The 25,959-nt window shown below is 65.6% G+C and carries 24 protein-coding genes and 1 tRNA gene; 22 read left to right on the top strand and 3 right to left on the bottom strand.

The features are described 5' to 3' along the window. The first annotated feature begins 40 nt into the window (after positions 1–40). The 5 genes from trpB (at position 41) to glmM (ending at position 5,239) form a co-directional block, all read left to right on the top strand. Positions 41–1,258, top strand: coding sequence for a tryptophan synthase subunit beta (trpB, locus tag ACSYS9_RS17160; RefSeq protein ID WP_071229131.1), 1,218 nt, complete (start codon positions 41–43; stop codon positions 1,256–1,258). Beyond that, on the top strand, positions 1,255–1,932 hold the full coding sequence (locus tag ACSYS9_RS17155) for a hypothetical protein (RefSeq protein WP_071229132.1): 678 nt from the start codon (positions 1,255–1,257) through the stop codon (positions 1,930–1,932). The genes trpB and ACSYS9_RS17155 overlap by 4 nt, the downstream gene beginning before the upstream one ends. Position 1,933: 1 nt before the next feature. Beyond that, entirely contained in the window at positions 1,934–2,743 is an 810-nt protein-coding gene (trpA, locus tag ACSYS9_RS17150; RefSeq protein WP_071229133.1) for a tryptophan synthase subunit alpha, read from the top strand. Between the two features lie 259 nt (positions 2,744–3,002). Then, on the top strand, positions 3,003–3,878 hold the full coding sequence (accD, locus tag ACSYS9_RS17145; RefSeq protein WP_005410473.1) for an acetyl-CoA carboxylase, carboxyltransferase subunit beta: 876 nt from the start codon (positions 3,003–3,005) through the stop codon (positions 3,876–3,878). Next, complete coding sequence (gene glmM / locus ACSYS9_RS17140; RefSeq protein WP_071229134.1) at positions 3,878–5,239, top strand: phosphoglucosamine mutase; 1,362 nt, start codon at positions 3,878–3,880, stop codon at positions 5,237–5,239. Before accD ends, glmM begins: the two co-directional genes overlap by 1 nt. An 81-nt stretch (positions 5,240–5,320) precedes the next feature. On the opposite strand, the gene ACSYS9_RS17135 is transcribed toward glmM, so the two are convergent. The 3 genes from ACSYS9_RS17135 to ACSYS9_RS17125 are packed head-to-tail and all read right to left on the bottom strand — an operon-like array spanning position 5,321 to position 9,223. Beyond that, positions 5,321–6,178 (bottom strand): polysaccharide deacetylase family protein, encoded by an 858-nt coding sequence (locus ACSYS9_RS17135; protein ID WP_071229135.1) that lies wholly within the window; start codon positions 6,176–6,178, stop codon positions 5,321–5,323. Then, positions 6,171–7,316 carry a glycosyltransferase family 4 protein gene (locus tag ACSYS9_RS17130; protein WP_107433346.1) on the bottom strand — a complete coding sequence of 382 codons (1,146 nt, stop codon included), beginning with the start codon at positions 7,314–7,316 and terminating at the stop codon, positions 6,171–6,173. Before ACSYS9_RS17130 ends, ACSYS9_RS17135 begins: the two co-directional genes overlap by 8 nt. Positions 7,317–7,336: 20 nt before the next feature. Beyond that, a complete protein-coding gene (locus ACSYS9_RS17125) occupies positions 7,337–9,223 on the bottom strand; it encodes a DUF3413 domain-containing protein (protein ID WP_071229137.1) in 1,887 nt (628 codons plus the stop codon). 195 nt (positions 9,224–9,418) lie between these two features. Between ACSYS9_RS17125 and ACSYS9_RS17120 the strand changes: the two genes are divergently transcribed. The 17 genes from ACSYS9_RS17120 (at position 9,419) to ACSYS9_RS17040 (ending at position 25,953) form a co-directional block, all read left to right on the top strand. Beyond that, positions 9,419–10,354: an isopenicillin N synthase family dioxygenase gene (locus ACSYS9_RS17120; protein WP_032128257.1), complete on the top strand. Its 936-nt coding sequence runs from the start codon at positions 9,419–9,421 to the stop codon at positions 10,352–10,354. Between the two features lie 687 nt (positions 10,355–11,041). After that, complete coding sequence (tpiA, locus tag ACSYS9_RS17115) at positions 11,042–11,797, top strand: triose-phosphate isomerase (protein WP_032128643.1); 756 nt, start codon at positions 11,042–11,044, stop codon at positions 11,795–11,797. Positions 11,798–11,828: 31 nt separating this feature from the next. Continuing rightward, complete coding sequence (gene secG, locus ACSYS9_RS17110) at positions 11,829–12,266, top strand: preprotein translocase subunit SecG (RefSeq protein ID WP_010486424.1); 438 nt, start codon at positions 11,829–11,831, stop codon at positions 12,264–12,266. Between the two features lie 51 nt (positions 12,267–12,317). Continuing rightward, positions 12,318–12,402, top strand: a tRNA-Leu gene (locus tag ACSYS9_RS17105). Between the two features lie 111 nt (positions 12,403–12,513). Continuing rightward, positions 12,514–12,870: an NADH-quinone oxidoreductase subunit A gene (locus ACSYS9_RS17100; RefSeq protein ID WP_008265012.1), complete on the top strand. Its 357-nt coding sequence runs from the start codon at positions 12,514–12,516 to the stop codon at positions 12,868–12,870. Then, complete coding sequence (locus ACSYS9_RS17095) at positions 12,861–13,415, top strand: NuoB/complex I 20 kDa subunit family protein (RefSeq protein WP_005417936.1); 555 nt, start codon at positions 12,861–12,863, stop codon at positions 13,413–13,415. The genes ACSYS9_RS17100 and ACSYS9_RS17095 overlap by 10 nt, the downstream gene beginning before the upstream one ends. A gap of 33 nt (positions 13,416–13,448) precedes the next feature. Then, positions 13,449–14,198, top strand: coding sequence for an NADH-quinone oxidoreductase subunit C (locus ACSYS9_RS17090; protein WP_005410462.1), 750 nt, complete (start codon positions 13,449–13,451; stop codon positions 14,196–14,198). After that, a complete protein-coding gene (locus ACSYS9_RS17085) occupies positions 14,195–15,502 on the top strand; it encodes an NADH-quinone oxidoreductase subunit D (protein WP_005417935.1) in 1,308 nt (435 codons plus the stop codon). Before ACSYS9_RS17090 ends, ACSYS9_RS17085 begins: the two co-directional genes overlap by 4 nt. A 97-nt stretch (positions 15,503–15,599) precedes the next feature. Next, positions 15,600–16,127 (top strand): NADH-quinone oxidoreductase subunit NuoE, encoded by a 528-nt coding sequence (nuoE, locus tag ACSYS9_RS17080; protein ID WP_005410460.1) that lies wholly within the window; start codon positions 15,600–15,602, stop codon positions 16,125–16,127. A gap of 4 nt (positions 16,128–16,131) precedes the next feature. Beyond that, positions 16,132–17,472 (top strand): NADH-quinone oxidoreductase subunit NuoF, encoded by a 1,341-nt coding sequence (nuoF, locus tag ACSYS9_RS17075; protein ID WP_071229139.1) that lies wholly within the window; start codon positions 16,132–16,134, stop codon positions 17,470–17,472. After that, on the top strand, positions 17,469–19,703 hold the full coding sequence (gene nuoG, locus ACSYS9_RS17070; protein WP_071229140.1) for an NADH-quinone oxidoreductase subunit NuoG: 2,235 nt from the start codon (positions 17,469–17,471) through the stop codon (positions 19,701–19,703). The genes nuoF and nuoG overlap by 4 nt, the downstream gene beginning before the upstream one ends. Next, entirely contained in the window at positions 19,700–20,794 is a 1,095-nt protein-coding gene (gene nuoH / locus ACSYS9_RS17065; RefSeq protein ID WP_006381129.1) for an NADH-quinone oxidoreductase subunit NuoH, read from the top strand. The genes nuoG and nuoH overlap by 4 nt, the downstream gene beginning before the upstream one ends. Positions 20,795–20,797: 3 nt before the next feature. Beyond that, entirely contained in the window at positions 20,798–21,286 is a 489-nt protein-coding gene (gene nuoI / locus ACSYS9_RS17060; RefSeq protein WP_006381128.1) for an NADH-quinone oxidoreductase subunit NuoI, read from the top strand. Between the two features lie 9 nt (positions 21,287–21,295). Then, positions 21,296–21,952, top strand: a complete 657-nt coding sequence (locus ACSYS9_RS17055) for an NADH-quinone oxidoreductase subunit J (protein WP_032128645.1) — start codon at positions 21,296–21,298, stop codon at positions 21,950–21,952. Continuing rightward, entirely contained in the window at positions 21,949–22,254 is a 306-nt protein-coding gene (gene nuoK / locus ACSYS9_RS17050) for an NADH-quinone oxidoreductase subunit NuoK (RefSeq protein WP_005417921.1), read from the top strand. The genes ACSYS9_RS17055 and nuoK overlap by 4 nt, the downstream gene beginning before the upstream one ends. Positions 22,255–22,261: 7 nt before the next feature. Then, positions 22,262–24,421, top strand: coding sequence for an NADH-quinone oxidoreductase subunit L (nuoL, locus tag ACSYS9_RS17045; RefSeq protein WP_071229141.1), 2,160 nt, complete (start codon positions 22,262–22,264; stop codon positions 24,419–24,421). A 23-nt stretch (positions 24,422–24,444) separates the two neighbouring features. Beyond that, a complete protein-coding gene (locus ACSYS9_RS17040; protein WP_005410452.1) occupies positions 24,445–25,953 on the top strand; it encodes an NADH-quinone oxidoreductase subunit M in 1,509 nt (502 codons plus the stop codon). Positions 25,954–25,959: the final 6 nt, after the last annotated feature.

Here is a 25,959-nt window from a genome sequence, read left to right as displayed (position 1 = left end):
CGCTAGAGTATCCACCTGTCTCGAACCAGCGGTCGCTTCCATGTCTGCCTCCCCCATTGCCGACTACCACGCCTTCCCGGATGCCCAGGGCCACTTCGGCCGCTACGGCGGCAGCTTCGTTGCCGAAACCCTGGTCGGCCCGCTGCAGGAACTGGCCCAGGCCTATGACCAGGCCCGCCAGGACCCGGCATTCCAGGCCGCTTACGACCGCGACCTGGCCCATTACGTGGGCCGGCCGAGCCCGATCTATCACGCCCAGCGCCTGAGCGATCATGTCGGCGGTGCGCAGATCCTGCTCAAGCGCGAGGACCTGAACCACACCGGTGCGCACAAGATCAACAACACCATCGGCCAGGCGCTGCTGGCCGCGCGGATGGGCAAGAAGCGCATCATCGCCGAGACCGGTGCCGGGCAGCATGGCGTGGCCAGTGCCACCGTTGCCGCGCGCTTGGGCCTGGAATGCGTGGTGTACATGGGCGCCACCGACATCGAGCGGCAGAAGATCAACGTCTACCGAATGAAGCTGCTCGGTGCGACGGTGGTGCCGGTCACCTCCGGCTCGGCCACCCTGAAGGACGCGCTCAACGAAGCGATGCGCGATTGGGTGACCAACGTGCAGGACACCTTCTACATCATCGGCACCGTGGCTGGTCCGGATCCGTACCCGCGCATGGTGCGCGATTTCAACGCCATCGTCGGCCGCGAAGCACGCGAGCAGATGCTGGCCGAGTACGGCCGCCTGCCGGATGCGATCACCGCCTGCGTCGGCGGCGGCAGCAATGCCATCGGCCTGTTCCATGCCTTCCTCAACGATCGCCAGGTCGAGATCGTCGGCGCCGAAGCCGCCGGTGATGGCATCAGCACCGGTCGCCATGCCGCCTCCATCGCGGCGGGTCGCCCCGGCGTGCTGCACGGCAACCGCACCTATGTGCTGTGCGACGACGACGGCCAGATCATCGAGACCCACTCGGTATCAGCCGGCCTGGACTATCCGGGTGTCGGGCCGGAGCACGCGTTCCTGGCCGATACCGGCCGCGCGCGCTACCTCGGCGTCACCGATGAGGAAGCGCTGCAGGCCTTCCACCTGCTGGCGCACACCGAGGGCATCCTGCCGGCGCTGGAATCCAGCCATGCGCTGGCACAGGCGATCAAGCTGGCGCGCGGTCGTCCGCGTGACCAGATCGTCCTCTGCAATCTGTCCGGCCGTGGCGACAAGGACGTGCATACCATCGCCGCGCGCGAAGGGCTGGTGCTGTGAGCGCGCGGCTGCGGAACAGTGGCGTGCTGCTGCTGGCACTGGGCTTGGCTGCGTGCCAGCCGCCGGAGCCGCCGGTGCTGGCACCGGCCGCCAAGGCCAACACGCAGCCTGTGCAGCAGGCGGCCAACGATGATCTCGACCCGATGGCGCGTACGCCCATTGTCGATGCCCCCTCCGAAGAAGGGACGAGCGGCGATGACGCGCCCGCGGTGGCTTCGGTGGCGCTGGATCATGCTGGTGACGTGCTGGTTGGCCAGCACATGAGTGACCTGAAGGCACTGGGTCCCTGGAAGGCGCAGGGCGCGAAGGAATTCTTCGAAGGCGACTGCGAGTACTACGACGGCAAGGGACTGCCGCCGGGCGTGTCGATGATGACCGACGACGACCGCGTGGTCCGTTTTGATCTGAAGCCGGGCGACGACCCGGAACTGCCGGTTGAACAGCCCGGTCCATTCGGCCTGCGCATCGGCATGACCCGCGCCCAGGCCATGGCCCAGTTCCCGAAGCCGCCGGTATCCAGCCCGCATGCCTACGACGGTGACCAGGGCGAGTACCTCACCTGGCAGGACCCGGGTTCGGACCTGGGTATCCGCCTGGAACTGTTTGAAGGGAAGGTCACCCGGATGTACTGGGGAACCAGCGATGCGATTGAACTGATTGAAGGATGTGCCTGAAATGCCCGTATCCCGACTCGATGCCTGTTTCCTGCGTCTGCGCGAACAGCAGCGCAAGGCGCTGATTCCCTTCGTCACCGCCGGTGATCCCTCGCTGGAGGCCACCGTGCCGGTCATGCACGCGCTGGTCGATGCCGGTGCCGATGTGATCGAACTGGGCGTGCCGTTCTCCGACCCGATGGCCGACGGCCCGACCATCCAGCGCAGCTCCGAGCGCGCGCTGGCGCGTGGTGCTGGCAGCCGCTACGTGCTGCAGGCCGTTGCGCAGTTCCGCGAGCGTGACGCTCAGACGCCGGTGGTGCTGATGGGCTACCTGAATCCGGTGGAGATCCATGGCTACGCGGCCTTCGCAACGGCAGCCGTGGAGGCGGGTGTGGACGGCGTTCTGCTGGTCGACCTGCCGCCGGAAGAAGCCGGCGAAGCGCAGCAGGCCTTCGATGCAGCGGGCCTGGCACTGGTCCTGCTGGCGTCGCCGACTACCAGCGAGGCGCGCGCCGACAAGCTGCTGGCGCTGGCCCGTGGCTACCTCTACTACGTCAGCTTTGCCGGTGTCACCGGCGCGTCCGAGCGCCTGGACAGCGATGCCGCCAGTGCCCGCCTGCAGGCCCTGCGCGCGCGCGCTTCGGTGCCGGTGGTGGCCGGCTTCGGCATCAAGGATGCCGACAGTGCTGCGGCGATGGCCCGCCAGGCCGACGGCGTGGTGGTCGGCAGCGCGCTGGTGGCGGCGCTGGCCGAAGCGGGCTCGGCGGAAGACGCGGTGCAGCGCGCCCGGGCCTTCCTCGCCCCGCTGCGGCAGGCCCTGGACGCGTAACAGGACTGCCGGCCGCCGGCCGGCATCTGCCTGACGGCCACATGCAAGTGCTGCCGGCCAGCGGCCGGCACTACCCATGGGTCTGCAGGCAGGGGCTGCCGGCTAGCGGCCGGCATGACCCAGCACCTAAACGTACGTCCCAGCATGGTTTTTTCCGGCGGCCCCGGGGCCAGCAAGGGGGTGCACGGGCGGGGAAAGCGGAGCTAGACTGTCCGCCTTTGCGGCCCTTGGGCCGCCCTGAACGGAAGTGTCCTCCCGCATGAGTTGGCTCAGCAAGTTGATGCCGTCCGGCATCCGCACCGACAACACCCCCAGCAAGAAGCGCAGTGTCCCCGAGGGCCTGTGGGAAAAGTGCAGCAACTGCGGCAGCGCGTTGTACCGTCCTGAACTGGAAGAGAACCTGGAGGTCTGCCCGAAGTGCGGCCACCACATGGCGATCCGCGCACGTGCGCGCCTGGCCGCCCTGTTCGACGCCGACAGCACCACCGAGATCGGTGCGCGCCTGGGCCCGACCGACCTGCTCAAGTTCAAGGACCAGAAGAAGTACAGCGAGCGCATCAAGATCGCGCAGAAGAACACCGGCGAGTACGACGCGCTGATCGCCATGCGCGGGCTGCTCAAGGGCCGTGCGCTGGTGGCCTCGTCGTTCGATTTCGCCTTCATGGGTGGCTCGATGGGCTCGGTGGTGGGTGAGCGTTTCGCGCTGGCCGCCGAAACCGCGGTCGAGATCGGCGCCCCGTACGTGTGCTTCTCGCAGAGTGGCGGCGCGCGCATGCAGGAAGGCCTGTTCTCGCTGATGCAGATGGCCAAGACCTCGGCCGCGCTGGGCAAGCTGCGTGAAGCGGGCCTGCCGTACATCTCGGTGCTGACCCACCCGACCACCGGTGGTGTGTCGGCCTCGTTCGCGATGCTGGGCGACATCAACATCGCCGAACCGCAGGCGCTGATCGGCTTCGCCGGCCCGCGCGTGATCGAGCAGACCGTGCGCGAGAAGCTGCCGGAAGGCTTCCAGCGCTCGGAGTTCCTGCTGGAGCACGGTGCCATCGACCAGATCTGCGACCGCCGCGAAATGCGCGACCGCCTGTCCGATCTGCTGGCAATGCTGGGCCGTCAGCCGGCGCCGGAGGTGGCTTGATGGGAGGCCGCAAGTACTTCGGTACTGATGGCATCCGTGGGCGGGTCGGCCAGGGCGTGATCTCGGCCGACTTCGTGCTGCGCCTGGGCAATGCCCTGGGCCGTGTCCTGGTCGCCCAGCGCGGCCAGGACGGGCGCCGGCCGATCGTGGTGATCGGCAAGGACACCCGCATTTCCGGTTACATGTTCGAAGCGGCACTGGAAGCCGGCCTGGTCGCCGCCGGCGCCGACGTACAGCTGCTGGGGCCGATGCCGACCCCGGCGGTGGCGTTCCTGACCCGCACGCTGGGCGTGGACGCCGGCATCGTCATCAGCGCCTCGCACAACCCGCATTACGACAACGGCATCAAGTTCTTCTCGGCCCATGGCGAGAAGCTCGACGATGCCACCGAACTTGCCCTGGAAGCGGCGCTGGACGTTCCGTTCACCACCGCCGAATCGGAGAAGCTGGGCAAGGCATCGCGTGCGTGTGAAGCGGTCGGCCGCTACATCGAGTTCTGCAAGGCCAGCGTGCCGCGCGCGTTCGACCTGCGTGGCGTGCGCCTGGTGCTGGATTGCGCACACGGCGCCACCTACCAGATCGCACCGCTGCTGTTCCGCGAACTGGGGGCCGAGGTGATCGGCATCGGTGCCGAGCCCAACGGCGTCAACATCAACGCCGGTGTGGGTTCCACCCATATCGACAACCTGGCGGCCAAAGTCCGCGAGACCCGTGCCGATCTCGGCATCGCGTTCGATGGTGATGGCGACCGTGTGCTGATGGCCGACGACCAGGGCAACCCGGTCGACGGTGATGACCTGCTGTACATCCTGGCCCGCGCCTGGAAGGACGAAGGCCGCCTGCGCGGCCCGGTGGTCGGCACGCTGATGAGCAACTACGGCGTGGAGAAAGCTTTTGCCGATCTGCAGATCCCGTTCGTGCGCAGCAACGTTGGTGACCGCTACGTGCACCAGGCATTGGTCGAAGGCGGCGGTGTACTCGGTGGTGAAGCGTCGGGCCATCTGCTGTGCCTGGACCGGGCCACCACCGGTGACGGTATCGTCAGCGCGCTGCAGGTGCTGGTCGCGCTGCGCAACAGTGGGCAGACCCTGCGCCAGGCACTGAAGGGCCTGGTGCGGGTGCCGCAGAAGACCGTCAACGTGCGTCTGGGCAATGTCTCGGCCAAGGCCACGGTGCAGTCTGAAAGCGTGCAGTCCGCGCTGGCTGTGGCGCAGCAGGCCGTAGCCGGCCGTGGCCGCGCGTTCCTGCGGCCGTCCGGTACCGAGCCGGTGGTTCGGGTCACCGTGGAAGCCGATGACGCCACGCTGATGCAGCAGACGCTGGACCGCTTGTCCGCTGCGGTGCGTGAAGCCGCCAGCTGAGGCGACTGCACATCCGTACAAAGAAAACGCCCCGGAATTCCGGGGCGTTTTCTTTTGCGGCGGCCAGGGGGGATGGCGTGTTCAGGGCCCCGGCACCATCTTCTTCTGGCGTGCCTTGAACCCATTGAACAGCGGCGCGATCAGCGGGTTGTAACTCAGGCGGATGCGCTTGCGCAGCCAGTTGGCCGGGCGGTTGCGGATCGCGAAACGATAGATGCGTTCCGGGTCGCCACCGATCACGTTGCGGCCGAACGGGTGGGTGGTGTGCAGGTAGCGGAAGCCCTGCTCGCGCGCCACTTCGATGTGATCCTGGTCGAAATCACCGTACGGCCAGCACAAGGTATCGGACACGTCGCCAAGCTTGTCCTGCAGGACTTCGCGCGAGATCGCCAGATCCCGGCTCAGGCCCGCGCGGCGCTGCGCACGGTCCAGATCGTCACGGCGCAGCCAGCGGGTGTGGGTATGGGTGTGGCAATGCACTTCGAAGGTGCCGGCGGCGATGGCCGCACGTGCTTCGCTCCAGCGCATCATCACATCGTCACTGCGGTCCTGCTCGTAGATCGCCGCTTCGCAGCCGCGATGGTCCGGCGTCGACGGCAGCGTCGCTCCAGCAATGCCGGCATGCGGACGTTCCGGGCCTTCGCCCATCCAGCCGGTGACCACGAACACCACGGCATGCATGCCGTACTTCTGCAGGATCGGATGGGCATACACCCAGTTGTCCAGGTAGCCATCGTCGAAGGTGATGACGATCGACTTGCGCGGCACCGGCTTGCCGGCCAGGAAGCCGGCGTACTGCTCCAGCGTCAGTGAGGTCCAGCCATTGCCTGCCAGCCACGCGATCTGGCTTTCGAAGTTTTCCGGCGACACGGTGATCATGCCCGGCGAGGGGCTGACATGGTGGTGCATCAGCACCGGAACGGTTCGCGCATCAGCCATGTCCCAGCTCCTTCAGCCACTGGTGGTAGTAGTGTTCGGTGGCTTCACCGTGGCCGTCCGGCGTGAAGCGGTGCGCGCCGTGCATCCAGTCCCAGCCAGCGCGGCCCATCTGCCGCCGCCGTTCCGGGTCGTCCACCAGCAGGCGCAAGGCACCTGTCATGGCGGCATTGTCTCCCAAACGGGTGAGGATCGCATTGCTGCCATCGACCACCATCTCCGGCACGCCACCCACCCGCGTGGCTACGATCGGTACGCCCACATAAGCCGCTTCCAGGAACACGGTGCCGGCCGCTTCCTTGTGCGAGGCCAGCGCGAAGATGTCGAAGCCGGCCATCAGCCGGCAGGCTCCATCGCGGTAGCCGAGCAGGTGCACCTGGCGCTGCAGGCCGTGCTCGGCGCACATCGCCTGCAGTCGTTCCGTCACGGCCTGGCCATCACCGACGATCACCAGGTGCAGGTCCGGGTTGGCCTTGCACAGCGGGATCATCGCCTGCAGCAGGTCGGCATGGCCCTTGGGCTCGCGCAGTACCGCCACGCAGCCGACCACGATGTCCTGTTCGCCGAAACCGAGCTCGGCACGCACCTGCGCGCGCGCGTCCTGCAGGCACTGCCAGGGATCGGCCTTGCGGATCTCGCTCCAGCGCGGCGGAACCGCGATAGGCGGCACGATGCCGATGCGCTCGGCCGGAATGCCACGGTCGGCCAGCAGCTGCTTGACGAAGCTGCTGACGGTCAACACCCGGTGCGGAAGCCCGGTATAGGTCAGCAGCGAATTGACCGGGCTCATCAGGTGGCGTGAGCGCACCACCAGCGGCGTGCCGCCCAGGCGTGCACCGGCGGCGGCGATCAGCGCATCGCGGCGGCTGGTGGTGTTGACCACGTCGTAGCGTTCGCGGCGCACCAGTCGCGATACCGACCACACGCCGCGCAGCAGGCGTGCCAGGCCTCCCATGCGCAGCGTATGCACGGTGAAACCGTCGTCGCGTGCCAGTGTGGCCAGGCGCGCATCGGGCTGGCACAGCAACGACACTTCATGGCCACGCGCGCGCATCACCTGCATGTGCCGGAAGATATAGATCTCCTGCCCGCCCATTCCCTTGGCGGCTTCGGTATGCAGGATACGCAGCGGACGGTTCATGCAGGATCGGTCCTTGAAGTTCAGCGGTTGCGGAAGCGGGTCAGCGCTTCCCATGCGGAGCGGATGGCGGCGGCGTCCGGTGCCTGCTGCGACAGCGGACGGTAGTGCCGGTCGAGCGCGGTGGCGTTGCCGAACTTGTCGAACACGTAGATGGCATCGCCATGGCGTACCGCGCGCTGCGACCAGCTCTCCACCACCAGCGCACGTTCGCTGGTGGTGGGCGCGGCCAGCAGGTCCTGGCCAGTACTGAAGTCGCTCAGGGCGTTCTCGCAGCCCAGTGCGTGGCGCATCAACGTCGGCACCCAGTCCTCATGCGAACTGGTGCGCATCTCATGGCCGCTGGGCTGGCCAGGCCAGTGCAGCACGAACGGCACCTGCAGCTGGTAGTCGGAGAAGTTGCCGTTGTGACCCCAGTAGTTCAGCTTGAGGTCGTTGAACTCTTCGGCATGGTCACCGGTGACCAGCACGATGGTGTTCTCGGCCAGGCCTTGTGTGCGAAGGTCGTCCAGCAGCGAGCCGACCAGGCTGTCGGCGTAGTGCACGGCGGTGCGGTAGCGGTTGAGCTCCGGCGTCGGGTCGTGGTCCGGGCCGAAGGACAGGAAGTCGATCTCCTTGGCCATCGGCGTGGCCACCGGCGGGTAGCTGGCGGGCAGGTGGTAGCCGGCGTGGGTGGAGTCGAGGAACACGAAGCCGAACCACGGGTGCTGCGCGGCCTGGCTGGTGCGGATGTCGTTCTGCAGCGCGGTGACGATGGCTGCGTCACGCTTGTCGGGTGTCAGGGCGGAGGGGCCCTGGTGCAGCTGGTCGCGTACGTCGGCGAAGGCGGTGCGGTCGAACTCCGGGCTGTACAGCGGCGCGCTGCCGTACAGGTGCAGGTCGTAGCCCTGCTGGCCCAGCACCTGGAACAGCTGCGAGCCGCGCTGTTCGTCCAGCATGCTCTGCCAGTAGCCGCCGGGCAGGCCGTAGAGCAGGCCGAACAGGCCGTAGCGAGTGGCGTTGCCGGTGCTGAAATGCTGGTCGTACACGCGCGAAGCCTGTGCCAGTGCCGTCGTATTGGGCATCAGCTGCGGCGTCATGGCGTCCTGGCGCAGCGACTCCAGCACCACCATCAGCACATTCGGCCGATGTGGGTTCTGGCAGCGCAGGGGCTGCAGCGGATACAGCAGCTGCGCATGGCGCGGGTCAGGCAGGCCAGCCTGCTGTTCGCTGACAACGCCCAGTTTGCGCATGAAGCTCTTGGCGGTGATCGGCTGCGCCCAGGGCAGGTAGTTCCACTGCGCGATGACGTCGCGGTCGCCGCGGGCATCGTAGTAGGCGGTGGCGACCTGGCCCCCCCCCATCAGCAGAGCGACCACCGCCCAGGCCTGCAGGACCCGGCGGCGGCGGGGCAGGGCGGGCAACAGCTTCCAGCATGCCCAGGCCAGCAGGCCTTCGGCGGCGAAGATGGCGGCGACCAGCAGTCCGGCCTGCAGCCAGGTTTTCCAGGACAACGCGACCTGGTCCTGCAGCGCGCCGCCGAACACCATGTTCACCACCATGGCATTGAGGTGGAACCGATACAGAGTGAAAACCTTCGCATCAACCAGCAGCAGGCACAGCCACAGGCCCTGCAGCAGCACGGCGCTGATGCTCAGCGTGCGCGCGCTGCGCGGCCACAGGCCCAGCAGCAGCGGCAGCAGGCCTGCGAGGGCACCGAAGGCGAGCAGATGCCCCGGCAGAGCGACGGACAGGTAAACCAGGCCGATTGCGCCACCGGGGTTGTCGGCCAGCGGTACGTTGCCGAGCGTGATCGCCATCGCCAGCAGCGCGTTGCCGGCCACGAACAGCGACCACCAGGCCAATCGGCGCCAGTGACGTGCCGGGCCGGAGGGCAGGGAGGTGTTGGCAGAAGGAGCAGCAGGGCGCATGAAGGACGGAGGCGGCAGGTGGAACAGGGGCGGGAGTCCCGGTTGTGACGGAATCGTTAATCCGCGCGCGGGTTGCGCATTGTATCGGTTTGTTTCTTCGTATCGAGTGGCGTCCCCCGGGCGATCTGTCACAATGTTCAGGTGGGCCATGAATGCGCTGGCCCTTCCAGACCCAACGACAAGCCAGGAACCGCTGTGAGCCAGATCCCCACCCTCGACATCACCCGTTTCGACAGCGACCGCGAGGCCTTCGTGGCCGAGCTGGGCGCGGCCTACCGCCAATGGGGATTCGCGGGCATCCGCAACCACGGCATCCCGCAGGCCGACATCGACGCGGCCTACGATGCCTTCAAGGCCTTCTTCGCCCTGCCGGAGGAGGTCAAGCGCAAGTACCACGTGGCCGGCAGTGGCGGCGCCCGCGGCTACACCCCGTTCGGCGTGGAGACCGCCAAGGGCTCCAAGCATTTCGACCTGAAGGAGTTCTGGCACATCGGTCGCGAGATCGCCGACGACTCCAAGTACCGTGATGTGATGGCGCCGAACCTGTGGCCGACCGAGGTCGAGGGCTTCCGCGAGCGTGGTTACGGCCTGTACCAGGCGCTGGACAACCTGGGGTCGCGCGTGCTGTCGGCGCTTGCCCTGCACATCGGCCTGCCGGAAGACTTCTTCGCCGACAAGACCAACTTCGGCAACTCGATCCTGCGCCCGATCCACTACCCGCCGATCACCACCGACGACATCCCGAACGTGCGTGCCGGCGCGCATGGCGACATCAACTTCATCACCCTGCTGGTCGGTGCCAGCGCCGCGGGCCTGGAAGTGCAGTCGCACGAGGGCGAGTGGGTGCCGTTCACCTCGGACGCGGACACCATCGTGGTCAACATCGGCGACATGCTGCAGCGCCTGACCAACCACGTGTACCCGTCGACCATCCACCGCGTGGTCAACCCCCCGGGCGAGCTGGCGCGCCAGCCGCGCTACTCGGTGCCGTTCTTCCTGCACCCGAACCCGGACTATCTGATCGACGTGCTGCCGTCCTGCATCACCCCGGAGAACCCGAGCCGGTACCCGGAGGCGATCACCGCCCACGGCTTCCTCGAGGAACGCCTGCGCGAGATCAAGCTGAAGTAATGAGAAGTGAGGCCGCCGAAAGGCGGCCTTTTTCTTTGCAGGGCTGCGCCCTGCACCCGCAGAGGCCAAAGCCAAAGCCAAAGCCAAAGCCAAAGCCAAAGCGGCTCTGGGATGTTCCGTGGGGAGGCGGGGAGGTGTCGACCTTGGTCGACACGGTAGATCCACGCCATGGGTGCGGGCAGCTACCCGCACTGCCGCTTTTGCTTTTGATCTTCTTATTTCTTTCCGTGGCGGGCGGAACCGCCGGAATGTGTCAGAGGCCGGGCGGGTGGGGCTGCGCAGGGGCGTGAGCCGCATGGGCCCGAGGCATGCCTCGGGCGCGTTGGGCAGGACGCCCAACCCGGGTCTTGCTCGTGTGTGCAGGACAGCGCACACGAGCAAGCGGCGACCGAGCTTACAGGGGTGAGGGCGCTTTGCTTGCGAAGTACTGCTTCGCAAGCGCGCCCGAACGCACAGCCGCCAGCGGCTGGGCCGGGCCCCGGAGGGGGACTTGCAGCGCCCCCTGCGCAGTCCCACCCGCCCGGCCAAGCCCCAAATCAACCGGGCTCTCCGCGACCAACCCAACCCCGCCCCCGCCACGAGGGGCTGCGCCGTTGGCTGAAAATCCATGTAACCGCTTACACGGAAACGGATTTTTGCCGTAACGGGTATCATGACCGGCTGACTTCACACAGGAGCAACCCGCTCATGCGCCGCAAGATCGTCGCCGGAAACTGGAAGCTGCATGGCAGCCGTCAATTCGCCAATGAACTGCTGGGGCAGGTCGCCGCCGGGCTGCCGCTGGAGGGGGTGGACGTGGTGATCCTGCCGCCGCTGCCCTACCTCGGGGAGCTGGTCGAGGACTTCGGCGAGACCGGCCTGGCCTTTGGCGCGCAGGACGTGAGCAGCAACGAGAAGGGCGCCTACACCGGCGAGGTCTGCGCCGCCATGCTGGTCGAGGTCGGCGCCCGCTATGGCCTGGTCGGCCATTCCGAGCGCCGCCAGTACCACCACGAAAGCAGCGAGCTGGTCGCACGCAAGTTCGCCGCCGCCCAGCACGCCGGCCTGGTGCCGGTGCTGTGCGTGGGCGAGACCCTGGAGCAGCGCGAGGCCGGGCAGACCGAAGCGGTCATCGCCGGCCAGCTGGCGCCGGTGCTGGAGCTGGTCGGCGCGGCCGGTTTCGCCAAGGCCGTGGTCGCCTACGAGCCGGTCTGGGCCATCGGTACCGGCCGTACCGCTACCAAGGAGCAGGCACAGCAGGTGCACGCGTTCATCCGTGGCGAAGTCGCGCGTATCGATGCTAGAATCGCTGATTCACTGCCCATTGTTTACGGCGGTAGCGTGAAGCCCGACAATGCCGGGGAACTGTTCGCGCAGCCGGATGTCGATGGTGGGCTGGTCGGCGGCGCCTCCCTGGTGGCCGCGGACTTCCTGGCCATCGCACGGGCGGCGGCCGCGAACTAATCCTAGAAGTTTTGTCCGAGGGCGGTTTCCAATGCTGATGTTGATCCTCAATGTCGTCTACGTGCTGGTCGCTGTGGCCATGATCGCGCTGATCCTGATGCAGCGTGGCTCGGGTGCGGCGGCGGGTTCGGGCTTTGGTGCCGGTGCCTCGGGTACGGTGTTCGGTGCGCGCGGCGCCTCGAACTTCCTGTCCAAGTCGACCAAGTGGCTGGCTGTCGTGTTTTTCGGCATCAGCCTCTTCATGGCCTGGTATGCCGGTCATGGCAGCCGCCCGGCGGCCGACCAGGATCTGGGCCTGATGTCCGCACCGGCGGCAGTCGCTCCGGCGGCTCCGGCGGGTGAACTGCCGGCCGTTCCGAAGGCCGATGCGGTCCCGGCCGCCCCGGTTCCGGCCGCGAATGTGCCGGCTCAGGCGGAATCTTCGGTTTCTGGTGAAGAAAAGCCTTCGGAAGGCTCCCAGAAAGACTGAAGCCGGTTACAATACGCGGCGCATCGGGAAGATAGTCTGATGTGATCGTTTGCCCAGGTGGCGGAATTGGTAGACGCACTACCTTGAGGTGGTAGCGACGCAAGTCGTAGGGGTTCGAGTCCCCTCTTGGGCACCATTTGTAAGTAAAGCGGGTTCGTCTGGCGCGCAAGGCGCCAGGCAGATTCCCGTCCACTCCCCCATGCCAAAGCGCCTGCAGGCGCGGCGGCAGAGGCAAGAGAGAATCGCTGTGCTGGCCGAATATTTGCCGTCTCTGCTGTTTCTGATCGTTGCCACCGGTATCGGCATTACGCTGATGCTGGTTGGTCGATTCCTCGGTCCCCGCCGCCCCGATCTGGAAAAGCTGTCGCCGTACGAGTGCGGCTTCGAGGCCTTCGAAGACGCGCGCATGAAGTTCGACGTGCGCTACTACCTGATCGCGATCCAGTTCATCGTCTTCGACCTGGAAATCATCTTCATCGTGCCGTGGACCCAGGTCTTCATGGAGCTGGGTGCCCGTTCGCTCATCACCATGGGCCTGTTCGTCGGCATGCTGTTCCTCGGTTTCATTTACGTCTGGAAGAAGGGAGCGCTGGAATGGGAGTGATTCAGACTCTCGATGGCCTCATGAACAACCCGTCGCCGGAAGGCCGGGTTGATGACATCCTGCGGCCGGAAGGCGACAACCCGCTGCTGGAAAAGGGCTTCGTCACCACCAGCGTCGACGCACTGCTGAACTGGGCGCGCACCGGCTCGATGTGGCCGATGACCTTCGGCCTGGCCTGCTGCGCGGTCGAGATGATGCACGCCGGCGCCGCGCGCCTGGACCTTGACCGCTACGGCGTGGTGTTCCGTCCGTCGCCGCGTCAGTCCGACGTGATGATCGTGGCCGGCACCCTGGTCAACAAGATGGCCCCGGCGCTGCGCAAGGTCTACGACCAGATGCCGGACCCGAAGTGGGTCATCTCGATGGGTAGCTGCGCCAACGGCGGTGGCTATTACCACTACTCATATTCTGTGGTGCGCGGCTGTGATCGCGTGGTGCCGGTGGACGTCTACGTCCCGGGCTGCCCGCCGACCGCCGAGGCGCTGGTGTACGGGATCCTGCAGCTGCAGAAGAAGATCTGGCGTACACAGACCATCGCCCGCTGACCCCTTCACCTGACAAGAGCGCGCCAAGCCCCCATGGCAGAGCAAGCATCCTTCATCGACCGACTCTCCGCACGTTTCGCAGGTGCGAAGGTCATCGTGGTCGAACCCCGCGGCGAAGTGACGCTGGAAGTGCCTGCCGCCGAGTGGCACGCCACCGCCCTGGCGCTGCGTGACGAGTTTGGTTTCGAGCAGGCCGTGGATCTCTGCGGCGTCGACTACCTCGGTTATGGCTCCGACGAATGGGACACCGCAGACGTGTCCTCGCAGGGCTTCAGCCGTGGCGTCGAAGGCAAGGCCCAGGGCCGCTTCGCGTGGGGCGAGTTCCCCACCGAGGAAAACGGTGCCGACGGTGCCCGCCCGCAGCACATGCCGACCCAGCGCTTTGCCGTGGTCGCCCAGCTGCGTTCGTACCAGCACAACCTGATGATGCACCTGCGCTGCTTCGCCCCTGACGAAGCGTTGCCGGTAGTGTCCTCGCTGACCGGCATCTGGCCGGGCCTGAACTGGTTCGAGCGCGAAGCGTTCGACCTGTACGGCGTGATCTTCGAAGGCCACCCGGACCTGCGCCGGATCCTGACCGACTACGGTTTCGTCGGCCATCCGTTCCGCAAGGACTTCCCGCTGATCGGCAATGTCGAAGTCCGCTACGACGAAGAAAAGAAGCGCGTGATCTACGAACCGGTCACCTCGGTGGAGCCGCGCGTCGGCGTGCCGCGCGTGATCCGCGACGACGCCCGTCTGCAGACCGCAGAAGGTGAGCGCGCGCAGGAGGCAGTGAAGTGAGCCACGTACACCAGGCCGGCGAAGCCTTCGCCAGCAACGCCGCCGAAAGCCGGCAGGAAATCCGCAACTACACCATGAACTTCGGCCCGCAGCATCCGGCCGCGCACGGTGTGCTGCGCCTGATCCTGGAAATGGACGGCGAAACCATCATGCGCGCCGACCCGCACGTGGGTCTGCTGCACCGTGGTACCGAAAAGCTGGCCGAGTCCAAGCCGTTCAACCAGTCGATCGGCTACATGGATCGCCTGGATTACGTGTCGATGATGTGCAACGAGCACGCCTACGTGCGCGCGATCGAGACCCTGATGGGCATCGAGGCGCCGGAGCGTGCGCAGTACATCCGCACCATGTACGACGAAATCACCCGCATCCTCAACCACCTGATGTGGCTGGGCTCCAACGCGCTCGACCTGGGTGCGATGGCGGTGATGCTGTATGCCTTCCGCGAGCGCGAAGAGCTGATGGACTGCTATGAAGCGGTCTCCGGCGCGCGCATGCACGCGGCGTACTACCGTCCGGGCGGTGTCTACCGCGACCTGCCGGACCACATGCCGAAGTACAAGGAATCGCGCTGGCACAAGGGCAAGGCGCTGAAGCAGCTCAATGCTTCGCGCGAAGGCTCGCTGCTGGACTTCCTGGAGAACTTCACCGTCGAGTTCCCCAAGCGCATCGACGAATACGAAACCCTGCTGACCGACAACCGTATCTGGAAGCAGCGTACCGTCGGCATCGGCGTGGTCACTCCGGAACTGGCCCACCAGTGGGGCATGACCGGCGTGATGCTGCGTGGCTCGGGCATTGCCTGGGACCTTCGCAAGAAGCGCCCGTACGCCAAGTACGATGCCGTCGATTTCGACATCCCCCTGGGCAAGGAAGGCGACTGCTACGACCGCTACCTGGTCCGCGTTGCCGAAATGCGCGAGTCCAACCGCATCATCAAGCAGTGCGTGGCATGGCTGAAAGCCAACCCCGGCCCGGTGATGGTGAAGAACTTCAAGGTTGCTCCGCCCAGGCGCGAGGACATGAAGGACGACATGGAAGCGCTGATCCACCACTTCAAGCTGTTCAGCGAGGGCTACTGCGTGCCGGCCGGCGAGACCTACTCGGCGGTGGAAGCCCCGAAGGGCGAATTCGGCTGCTACCTGGTCTCCGATGGCGCCAACAAGCCGTTCCGCGTGCACCTGCGTGCGCCGGGCTTCGCCCACCTGTCCTCGATCGATTCGGTCGTGCGCGGCCACATGCTGGCCGACGTGGTGGCGATGATCGGTACCTACGACCTGGTGTTCGGCGAGGTTGACCGGTAATGCCGTCCGCCACGCCAACGCCCGCTGCAGGCAGCCGGCGCAAGCCGGCGCCGCAGTTTCTGGAATTTCACGTTATGCATTTCGCTGAGGTCGGCCGATGAAGGCGACAGGTAATTTCGAGGCGGCGCGCGACGTCGACCCGATGGTGGTGCTGAGCGACAAGACCCGCGCTCACATCGATCACTGGCTTTCCAAGTTCCCGCCGGACCGCAAGCGCTCTGCCGTGCTGCAGGGCCTGCATGCGGCCCAGGAGCAGAACCAGGGCTGGCTGACCGACGAACTGATCGCCGGCGTGGCCAAGTACCTCGACCTGCCGCCGGTGTGGGCCTACGAGGTCGCCAGCTTCTACTCGATGTTCGAGACCGAGAAGGTGGGCCGCAACAACGTGGCCATCTGCACCAACATCAGCTGCTGGCTCAATGGCGCCGAGGACATCGTCCGCCATTGCGAGAAGAAGCTGGGCATCAAGCACGGTGAATCGACCCCGGACGGCCGCGTCTACCTCAAGCGCGAGGAAGAGTGCCTGGCCGGTTGTGGCGGCGCGCCGATGATGGTCATCAACGGTCACTACCATGAGCGTCTGACCCTGGAAAAGGTCGACGAGCTGCTGGACGGGCTGGAGTAAGGGCATGGCACATCACCACGAATCCAAGGGTCCGGTCGGCCCCGCGCCGCTGCCGCACCAGGTGGTCTACACCACCCTGCATTACGACACCCCGTGGTCGTACGAAAGCTACCTGAAGACCGGTGGCTACGCCGCCCTGCGCAAGATCCTCGAAGAGAAGATCCCGCCGGAGCAGGTCATCGAGATGGTCAAGGCCTCGGGCCTGCGCGGCCGCGGTGGCGCAGGCTTCCCGACCGGCCTGAAGTGGTCCTTCATGCCCAAGGGCAACATGCAGAAGTACATCCTCTGCAACTCGGACGAATCCGAGCCGGGCACCTGCAAGGATCGCGACATCCTGCGCTACAACCCGCATTCGGTGGTGGAAGGCATGGCGATCGCCTGCTACGCCACCGGTTCGACCGTGGGTTACAACTACCTGCGTGGTGAGTTCCACCACGAGCCGTTCGAGCACTTCGAGCAGGCCCTGGCCGACGCCTATGCGAACGGCTGGCTGGGCAAGAACATCCTCGGCAGCGGCGTGGACATCGACATCTACGGCGCGCTGGGCGCCGGCGCGTACATCTGCGGCGAAGAAACCGCGCTGATGGAATCGCTGGAGGGCAAGAAGGGCCAGCCGCGCTACAAGCCGCCGTTCCCGGCCAATTTCGGCCTGTATGGCAAGCCGTCGACGATCAACAACACCGAAACCTATGGTTCGGTGCCGGCGATCATCCGCAACGGTCCGGAGTGGTTCAAGGGCCTGAGCCTGACCGCCAACGGCGGTCCGAAGTGCTTCTCGGTGTCCGGCTGCGTGCAGAATGGCGGCAACTTCGAAGTGCCGCTGGGCACCAAGTTCCACGACCTGCTGGAAATGGCCGGTGGCCTGCGTCCGGGCCGTACCCTCAAGGGCGCGATCCCGGGCGGCGTGTCGATGCCGGTACTGACCGCGGCCGAGCTGCAGGATCTGCCGATGGACTACGACACCATCCGTGCGCTGGGCTCCGGCCTGGGTTCGGGTGCGATCGTGGTGCTCGACGACAGCGTCTGCTGCGTCAAGTTCGCCTGCCGCATCAGCCAGTTCTTCCACAAGGAATCGTGCGGCCAGTGCACCCCGTGCCGTGAAGGCACCGGCTGGATGCACCGCGTGCTGGAGCGCATCGTCGCCGGCAAGGCCACGATGGAAGACCTGCACCAGCTGAAGGCGGTGGCCGGCCAGATCGAAGGCCACACCATCTGTGCGTTCGGTGAAGCGGCTGCATGGCCCATCCAGGGCTTCCTGCGCCAGTTCTGGGACGAATTCGAGTACTACATCGTCAACGGTCATTCGATGGTTGACGGCAAGAAGGTGGAGGCAGCCGCCGCATGAGCGCGCAACCCGTAAACCCGAACGTGCCACCGGATCACGTGACCATCGAAATCGATGGCAAGTCGCTGGTCGTGCCCAAGGGTTCGATGATCATCCAGGCGGCCGACAAGGCCGGCATTTCGATTCCGCGCTTCTGCTACCACGAGAAGCTGCCGATCGCCGCCAACTGCCGCATGTGCCTGGTGGACGTGGAAAAGTCGCCGAAGCCGGCGCCGGCCTGCGCCACCCCGGTGATGGATGGCATGAAGGTCGCCACCCGCAGCGAGAAGGCACTGAAGTTCCAGCGCTCGGTGATGGAGTTCCTGCTCATCAACCACCCGCTGGACTGCCCGATCTGCGATCAGGGCGGCGAGTGCGAGCTGCAGGACGTGTCGCTGGGCTATGGCCGTTCGGTCAGCCGCTTCAACGAGCGCAAGCGCGTGGTGCCGGACGAGGACATGGGCCCGCTGGTCGCCACCGAGATGACCCGCTGCATCCAGTGCACCCGCTGCGTCCGCTTCACCGCCGACGTTGCCGGTACCTACGAGCTGGGTGGCATGTACCGCGGTGAGAACCTGCAGATCGGTACCTTCGACGGCAAGCCGCTGACCACCGAGCTGTCCGGCAATGTCGTCGACGTCTGCCCGGTCGGCGCACTGACCAACAAGGTGTTCCAGTTCCGCGCCCGCCCGTGGGAACTGACCGCGCGCGAATCGCTGGGTTACCACGACGCGATGGGTTCGAACCTGTTCCTGCACGTGCGTCGCGGCGAAGTGCTGCGCACCGTGCCGCGCGACAACGAAGCGGTGAACGAGTGCTGGCTGTCCGACCGTGACCGCTACTCGCACCAGGGCCTGTACAGCGAAGACCGTGCGGTCAAGCCGCTGCGCAAGGTCAATGGCGAGTGGAAGGAAGTGAGCTGGGCCGAAGGCCTGGCCGCGGCCGCCGAGATCCTCAAGGCCAACCAGGGCGACAACCTGGGCGTGCTGGTGCACCCGTCCACCTCGAACGAGGAAGGCGCGCTGCTGGCCCGCCTGGCCAAGGGCCTGGGCTCGAGCAACATCGACCACCGCATCAACAACCGCGATTTCTCAGACGCCGCAACCGCCGAAGTGTTCGGCCTGCCGCTCGCCGAGATCGAAGGCGCCGACCGCATAGTCGTTCTGGGCAGCAACATCCGCCAAGAACTGCCGCTGCTGCACGCTCGCCTGCGCAAGGCGCAGACCACCAACGGCGCGAAGATCCACGTCGTCAACCCGGTGGACTTCGACTTCGCCTTCAGCATCGCCGGCAAGCAGATCGTCGCGCCGTCGAAGTTCGTCGACGCGCTGGCCAACGCCGAGCTGCGTTCGGCCGTGCAGGGCGGCAACAACACCGTGCTGATCGTTGGTGGCATCGCCGAAAACCATCCGCAGGCTGCCGCGATCCGCGCCGCCGCGCGTGACTTCGCCGCTGCGACCGGTGCCAAGCTGTGCCGCATCCCGCAGGGTGCCAACGCCGTTGGCCTGACCCGCGCAGGCGTGCTGCCGGCCGGCAAGGACGTCGCCGCAATGCTGGCGCAGCCGCGCCAGGCCTACGTGGTGTACGGCCTGGAGCCGGGTCTGGACTTTGCCGACGCTCCCGCCGCGCGCAAGGCGCTGGTCGGCGCCAAGGTGGTGGCCTTCAGCCAGTTCGCCTGCGTCTCCACCCGCGACGTTGCCGACGTGATCCTGCCGATCGGTGCGCTGCCGGAAATCGACGCCACCCTGACCAACCTCGATGGTCGCGAGCAGTCGGCGCGTGCCGGCGGCAAGCTGCCGGGCGAGGCCCGTGAGGGCTGGCGCGTGCTGCGCGCCCTGGGCGGTGAGCTGGCGGTAGCCGGTTTCGACTTCACCGACCTGGCCGGCCTGCGCGCCAGCCTGGCCCCGGTGTCGGTCGCCGTTGCCGCCTCGGCTCAGCCGGTGGTTGCCGGCGAAGGCCTGGAAGTGGCTTCGACCGCCGCGATCTACCGCACCGATGCGGTGGTCCGTCGCGCCCCGGCGCTGCAGTCGCATCCGCTCAACAACGCCCCGCGCATCGTGCTGAACGCTGAAGATGCCGCTCGCCTGCAGCTGCAGGAAGGGCAGATGGCCAAGGTCGGCACCGATGCCGGCAAGGCCACCCTGCCGGTGGTGATCGACGCCCGCGTCGCTGCGGGTTCGGTCTGGATTGAATCGGGCCACGGCGCGACCGCGCCGCTGGGTGCCGCTCGCGTAACGGTGGTGGCTGCATGAACGAATTGCTGTTGAACGCGGTCGACCCGCTGCACCAGTGGCTGCTTGGCCTTGGTGACATCGGCGCGCTGATCTGGATCATCCTGAAGATCCTGGTGATCACCGTTCCGGTGATCATCTCGGTGGCCTTCTACGTGGTCTGGGAACGCAAGCTGATCGGCTGGATGCACGTCCGCCACGGCCCGATGTACGTGGGCATGGGCATCTTCCAGGCCTTCGCCGACGTCTTCAAGCTGCTGTTCAAGGAAGTGGTCCAGCCGAGCAGCGCCAACAAGGCGATCTACCTGCTGGCCCCGCTGATCACCCTGGCCCCGGCCTTCGCGGCCTGGTCGGTGGTCCCCTTCGACTCGCAGATCGTGCTGTCCAACGCCAACGCCGGCCTGCTGTACCTGCTGGCGATGACCTCGCTGGGCATCTACGGCATCATCCTGGCCGGTTGGGCATCCAACTCGAAGTATGCGTTCCTGGGTGCGATGCGCGCTTCGGCGCAGATGATCAGCTACGAAATCGCCATGGGCTTCGCCCTGGTCGGCGTGATGATCGCCTCGGGCAGCCTGAACCTGAGCAACATCGTGATGGCGCAGGCCGGCAATTCCGGTTTCTTCGACTGGTTCCTGCTGCCGCTGTTCCCGCTGTTCGTCATCTACTGGGTGTCGGGCGTTGCCGAAACCAACCGCGCGCCGTTCGACGTGGTGGAAGGTGAATCGGAAATCGTCGCTGGCCACATGGTCGAGTACTCGGGCGGTGCGTTCGCGCTGTTCTTCCTGGCCGAATACGCCAACATGATCCTGATCAGCTTCCTGATCTCGATCTTCTTCCTCGGCGGCTGGCTGAGCCCCATCCAGGGCTGGGTCAACTTCGGCGACGTCTCGCCGCTGGTCGACTGGATCTGGAAGGGCGGTGCACCGTGGCTGTTCGTCAAGGTGTTCTTCTTCGCCAGTGCCTACATCTGGTTCCGTGCCAGCTTCCCGCGCTTCCGCTATGACCAGATCATGCGCCTGGGCTGGAAGGTCTTCATCCCGCTGGCCATTCTGTGGATCGCGGTTACCGCCGTCATGGTGTTCTTCGGCGTGATTCAAAAGGGCGTCTAAGTGATGAACAGGATTACCCATTACTTCAAGAGCCTGCTGCTGCTCGAACTGCTGGGCGGCCTTTGGCTGACGCTGAAGTACAGCTTCAAGCCCAAGTACACGATGATGTACCCGATGGAGAAGTTCCCGCAGTCGCCGCGCTTCCGTGGACTGCACGCCCTGCGCCGTTACCCCAACGGTGAAGAGCGCTGCATCGCCTGCAAGCTGTGCGAAGCGGTGTGCCCTGCATTGGCCATCACCATCGACTCGGCCAAGCGCGAAGACGGCACCCGCCGTACCACGCGCTATGACATCGATCTGTTCAAGTGCATCTTCTGCGGCTTCTGCGAAGAAAGCTGCCCGGTGGACTCGATCGTCGAAACCCACATCCTCGAGTATCACTTCGAGAATCGTGGCGAAAACATCGTTACCAAGCCGCAGCTGCTGGCCCTGGGCGACCGTCTCGAGTCCGAGATCGCCGAGCGTCGCGCCGCCGATGCCGCTTACCGCTGAGGTCGAGAGATGGATTGGGTAAATATCGCTTTCTGGGTGTTCGCCATCGCGGCAACGGTTTCGGCCGGTGCGGTGATCAGCGTGCGCAACCCGGTTCACGCCGTGCTCTGCCTGGTGCTGACCTTCTTCTCCATTGCCTGCGTGTGGCTGCTGGTCGGCGCCGAGTTCCTCGGCGTGGCGCTGGTGCTGGTCTACGTCGGCGCGGTGATGGTGCTGTTCCTGTTCGTGGTGATGATGCTCGACATCGACCCCACCAAGCTGCGTGAGGGCTGGGTCCGCTACCTGCCGGTCGGTCTCATTGTTGCCGTGGCGATGCTGGTGCAGATGCTGATCCTGATCGGCGTGAAGGGCAGGGCGGTCAACCCGTTCCCGGCCGACAACGCCGCCGCGGTCGCTGCCGACAGCTCCAACGTCACCTGGCTGGCGCGTACGCTGTTCACCGAGTACCTGCTGCCGTTCGAGTTCGCCGCCGTCATCCTGACCGTGGCCGTGGTTGCCGCCGTGATGCTGACCCTGCGCCGCCGTACCGGCGTGAAGAGCCAGAACCCGGGCGAGCAGACCATGGTCAAGGCCGGCCAGCGCCTGCGCATGGTCAAGATGGGCGCCGAAGCGCCGGTCGTGCACAGCAACAGCAAGCCGGCCGCCGGCGAGGAGACCCAGCCGTGATTACCCTTGGCCACATCCTTGCGCTGGGCGCGGTGCTGTTCGCCATCAGCCTGGCCGGCATCTTCCTCAACCGGAAGAACGTCATCGTCCTGCTGATGTCGATCGAACTGATGCTGCTGTCGGTGAACATCAACTTCGTCGGCTTCTCGCGTCAGCTGGGCGATCCGTCCGGCCAGCTGTTCGTGTTCTTCATCCTGACCGTCGCCGCCGCGGAAGCCGCCATCGGCCTGGCGATCCTGGTGACCCTGTTCCGTACCCGCCGCACGATCAATGTCGGCGAAGTCGATTCGTTGAAGGGCTGATCCACAGATGGAAATCACTCTCTCCAAGAGTCTGTTGATCGCAGTGGTGCTTGCACCGCTGTTCGGCAGCATCATCGCCGGCCTGTTCGGTCGCCAGGTCAAGCGCTTCGGCGCGCAGACCATCACCATCCTCGGCGTCGCGGTTGCCTGCGGCCTGTCGATGTACACGCTCTACCAGTTGCTGTGGGGCGGTGCGCAGCCGTTCAACCAGAACATCTACACGTTCTTCGAAGTCGGCCAGTACTCGGCTCACGTCGGTTTCATGGTCGACAAGCTGACCGCGATGATGATGGTGGTGGTGACCTTCGTGTCGCTGCTGGTCCACATCTACACGATCGGCTACATGCAGGACGATCCGGGCTACCAGCGGTTCTTCAGCTACATCTCGCTGTTCACCTTCTCGATGCTCACCCTGGTGATGAGCAACAACTTCCTGCAGCTGTTCTTCGGCTGGGAAGCGGTGGGCCTGGTGTCGTACCTGCTGATCGGCTTCTGGTTCAAGCGCCCGACTGCGATCTTCGCCAACATGAAGGCGTTCCTGGTCAATCGCGTTGGTGACTTCGGCTTCCTGCTCGGTATCGCCGGCGTGCTGTGGGTGTTCGGCACCCTGGACTACTCGCAGGTGTTCTCGCAGGCCGGCATGCTGGCTGACCCGCGCGCCCAGCTGCAGATCTGGGACGGCACCATGTTCGGCATGCAGCTGCTGAACGAGCCGGTGATCTGGTCGATCGCCACCGTCATCTGCATCTGCCTGTTCATCGGTGCGATGGGCAAGTCGGCCCAGGTCCCGCTGCACGTGTGGCTGCCGGACTCGATGGAAGGCCCGACCCCGATCTCGGCACTGATCCACGCCGCGACGATGGTGACCGCCGGTATCTTCATGGTCACCCGCATGTCGCCGCTGTTCGAGCTGTCGCAGACCGCGCTGAACTTCATCCTGTTCATCGGTGCCACCACCGCGTTCTTCACCGGCCTGATCGGCATCGTGCAGAACGACATCAAGCGCGTCGTCGCGTACTCCACGCTGTCGCAGCTGGGCTACATGACCGTGGCCTTGGGCGTGTCCGCCTACTCGGCCGCCGTGTTCCACCTGATGACCCACGCCTTCTTCAAGGCGCTGCTGTTCCTGGGTGCCGGCTCGGTCATCATCGCGATGCACCACGAGCAGGACATGCGCAAGATGGGCGGCCTGCGCAAGTACATGCCGATCACCTTCGTCACCATGTGGATCGGTACCCTGGCCCTGGTCGGTACGCCGTTCTTCTCCGGCTTCTACTCGAAGGACACCATCATCGAGGCGGCCGAGATCCACGCCCACATGCAGAACAGCTGGGTGGCCACCTATGGCTACTGGGCAGTGCTGGGTGGCGTGCTGGTGACCAGCTTCTACAGCTTCCGCCTGCTGTTCATGACCTTCCACGGCAAGGAGCGTTTCCGCGACGCGCACGACGATCATGGCCACGGCCACGACGATCACCACGCCGCCGATGCCCACCATGGCGATGCCCATGACGACCACGGCCATGGCCACGGTCCGCATGAACCGCATGAAACCCCGTGGGTGGTGACCCTGCCGCTGATCCTGCTGGCCATCCCGTCGATCGCCATCGGTTTCTTCAGCATCGGTCCGATGCTGCACGGCACCGACTGGGCCGGCAACCATGCGCACGAGGCGATCAAGGGCCAGGCGCAGACGTTCTTCACCGGCATCGTCGACTTCTACGATCCGGCCAAGAACACCGTCGCGTTCCTGGGTGAAGAGTTCCATGGCCCGGTCGCGTTCGCGCTGCACGGCATGATGCTGCCGCCGTTCTGGCTGACCCTGGCGGGCTTCCTGCTGGCTGCGCTGTTCTACCTGTGGAAGCCGGACCTCTCGGGCAAGGCACGCAAGACCTTCGCCCCGATCGTTTCGGTGCTGGAAAACAAGTACGGCTTCGACAAGCTGTGGATCGATGGCTTTGCCGGTGGCAGCGTCAAGCTGGGCAAGGTCTCGCGCTGGATCGACAGCAACATCGTCGACGGCGTGGTCAATCTCTCGGCACGTGTTGTGGACGTTGCAGCCGGCGTGCTGCGTCGTACCCAATCCGGTTTCCTCTATCACTACGCCTTCGCGATGATCATCGGCCTGATTGCCCTGCTGGGCGTGCTGATGCATTACCTGCGTTGATGACCTGTACGGAATAAGAAGACGTGTCGAACTGGCCTCTACTCAGTGTCCTCATCTGGCTGCCGATCATCGGTGGCGCCCTGATCCTTGCGATCCGTGATGCACAGACTGCCCGCTGGGCGTCGCTGGGCGTCGCGGTGCTCACCTTCGTTGCAAGCCTCTCGCTGCTGAGCGGCTACAACGCGGGCATCGACGGCCTGCAGTTCGTCGAGACCCATGCCTGGATCCCGGCGTACAAGATCGGCTACAACCTGGGCGTGGACGGCATTGCCGTGGCGCTGATCCTGCTGACCACCCTGGTCAGCGTGCTTGCCCTGATCGGCGCCTGGAGCGCCATCGACAAGCGCGTCAACCAGTACGTGGCGGCCTTCCTGATCCTGGAAGGCGTCACCGTCGGCATCTTCGCCGCGACGGACGCGATGCTGTTCTACGTGTTCTTCGAAGCCATGCTGATCCCGATGTTCCTGATCATCGGTGTCTGGGGCGGCCCGCGTCGCATCTACGCCGCGCTGAAGTTCTTCCTGTACACCTTCCTCGGCTCGGTGCTGATGCTGGTGGCGCTGATCTACCTGTACATGAAGGGCGGCAGCTTCCAGCTGGCCGACCTGTACGCGCTGCCGCTGTCGGCCAAGGAACAGACCTGGATCTTCTTCGCCTTCCTGATCGCCTTCGCGGTCAAGGTGCCGATGTTCCCGGTCCACACCTGGCTGCCGGATGCCCACGTGGAAGCGCCGACCGCCGGTTCGGTGATCCTGGCCGCCATCGCCCTGAAGATCGGTGGCTACGGCTTCCTGCGCTTCAACCTGCCGATCGTCCCGGACGCGTCGCAGGAATGGGCGTGGCTGGTGATCGCGCTGTCGCTGATCGCGGTGATCTACGTCGGCCTGGTCGCCCTGGTGCAGGACGACATGAAGAAGCTGATCGCCTATTCGTCGATCGCGCACATGGGCTTCGTCACCCTGGGCACGTTCATTGCCCTGTGGCTGGTGCGTGAAGCCGGCAACGCCGATGCCGCCCGCCTGGGACTGCAGGGCGCCATGGTGCAGATGATCTCGCACGGCTTCGTGTCGGGCGCGATGTTCTCCTGCGTCGGCGTGCTGTACGACCGCATGCACAGCCGCCGCATCGCCGATTACGGCGGCGTGGTCAACGTGATGCCGTGGTTCGCCACCTTCGCCATGCTGTTCTTCATGGCCAACGCGGGCCTGCCGGGTACCAGTGGTTTCGTCGGCGAGTTCATGGTCATCCTGTCGGCCTTCCAGCGTAATCCGTGGATCGCGCTGGGCGCGGCCACCACCCTGATCATCGGCGCCGCCTACACCCTGTGGCTGTACAAGCGCATCTTCTTCGGCGAAGTGGCCAACAGCCACGTTGCCGAACTGAAGGACATCAACGGCCGCGAATGGCTGGTGCTGGGCGTGTTCGCCATCGGCGTGCTGGCCCTGGGCATCTACCCCAAGCCGCTGACCGACCTGATGGAGCCCTCGATCGCGAAGCTGGCGATGCAGATCGCATCCAGCAAGCTGCTGTAATTCCAG

The sequence above is a fragment of the Stenotrophomonas sp. STK17_22 genome, assembly GCF_051983905.1.
GTDB classification, from domain to species: Bacteria; Pseudomonadota; Gammaproteobacteria; order Xanthomonadales; family Xanthomonadaceae; genus Stenotrophomonas; species Stenotrophomonas maltophilia_A.
Note: the sequence above shows the minus strand (reverse complement) of the source record. Positions and strands in the feature narration are given on the sequence as shown.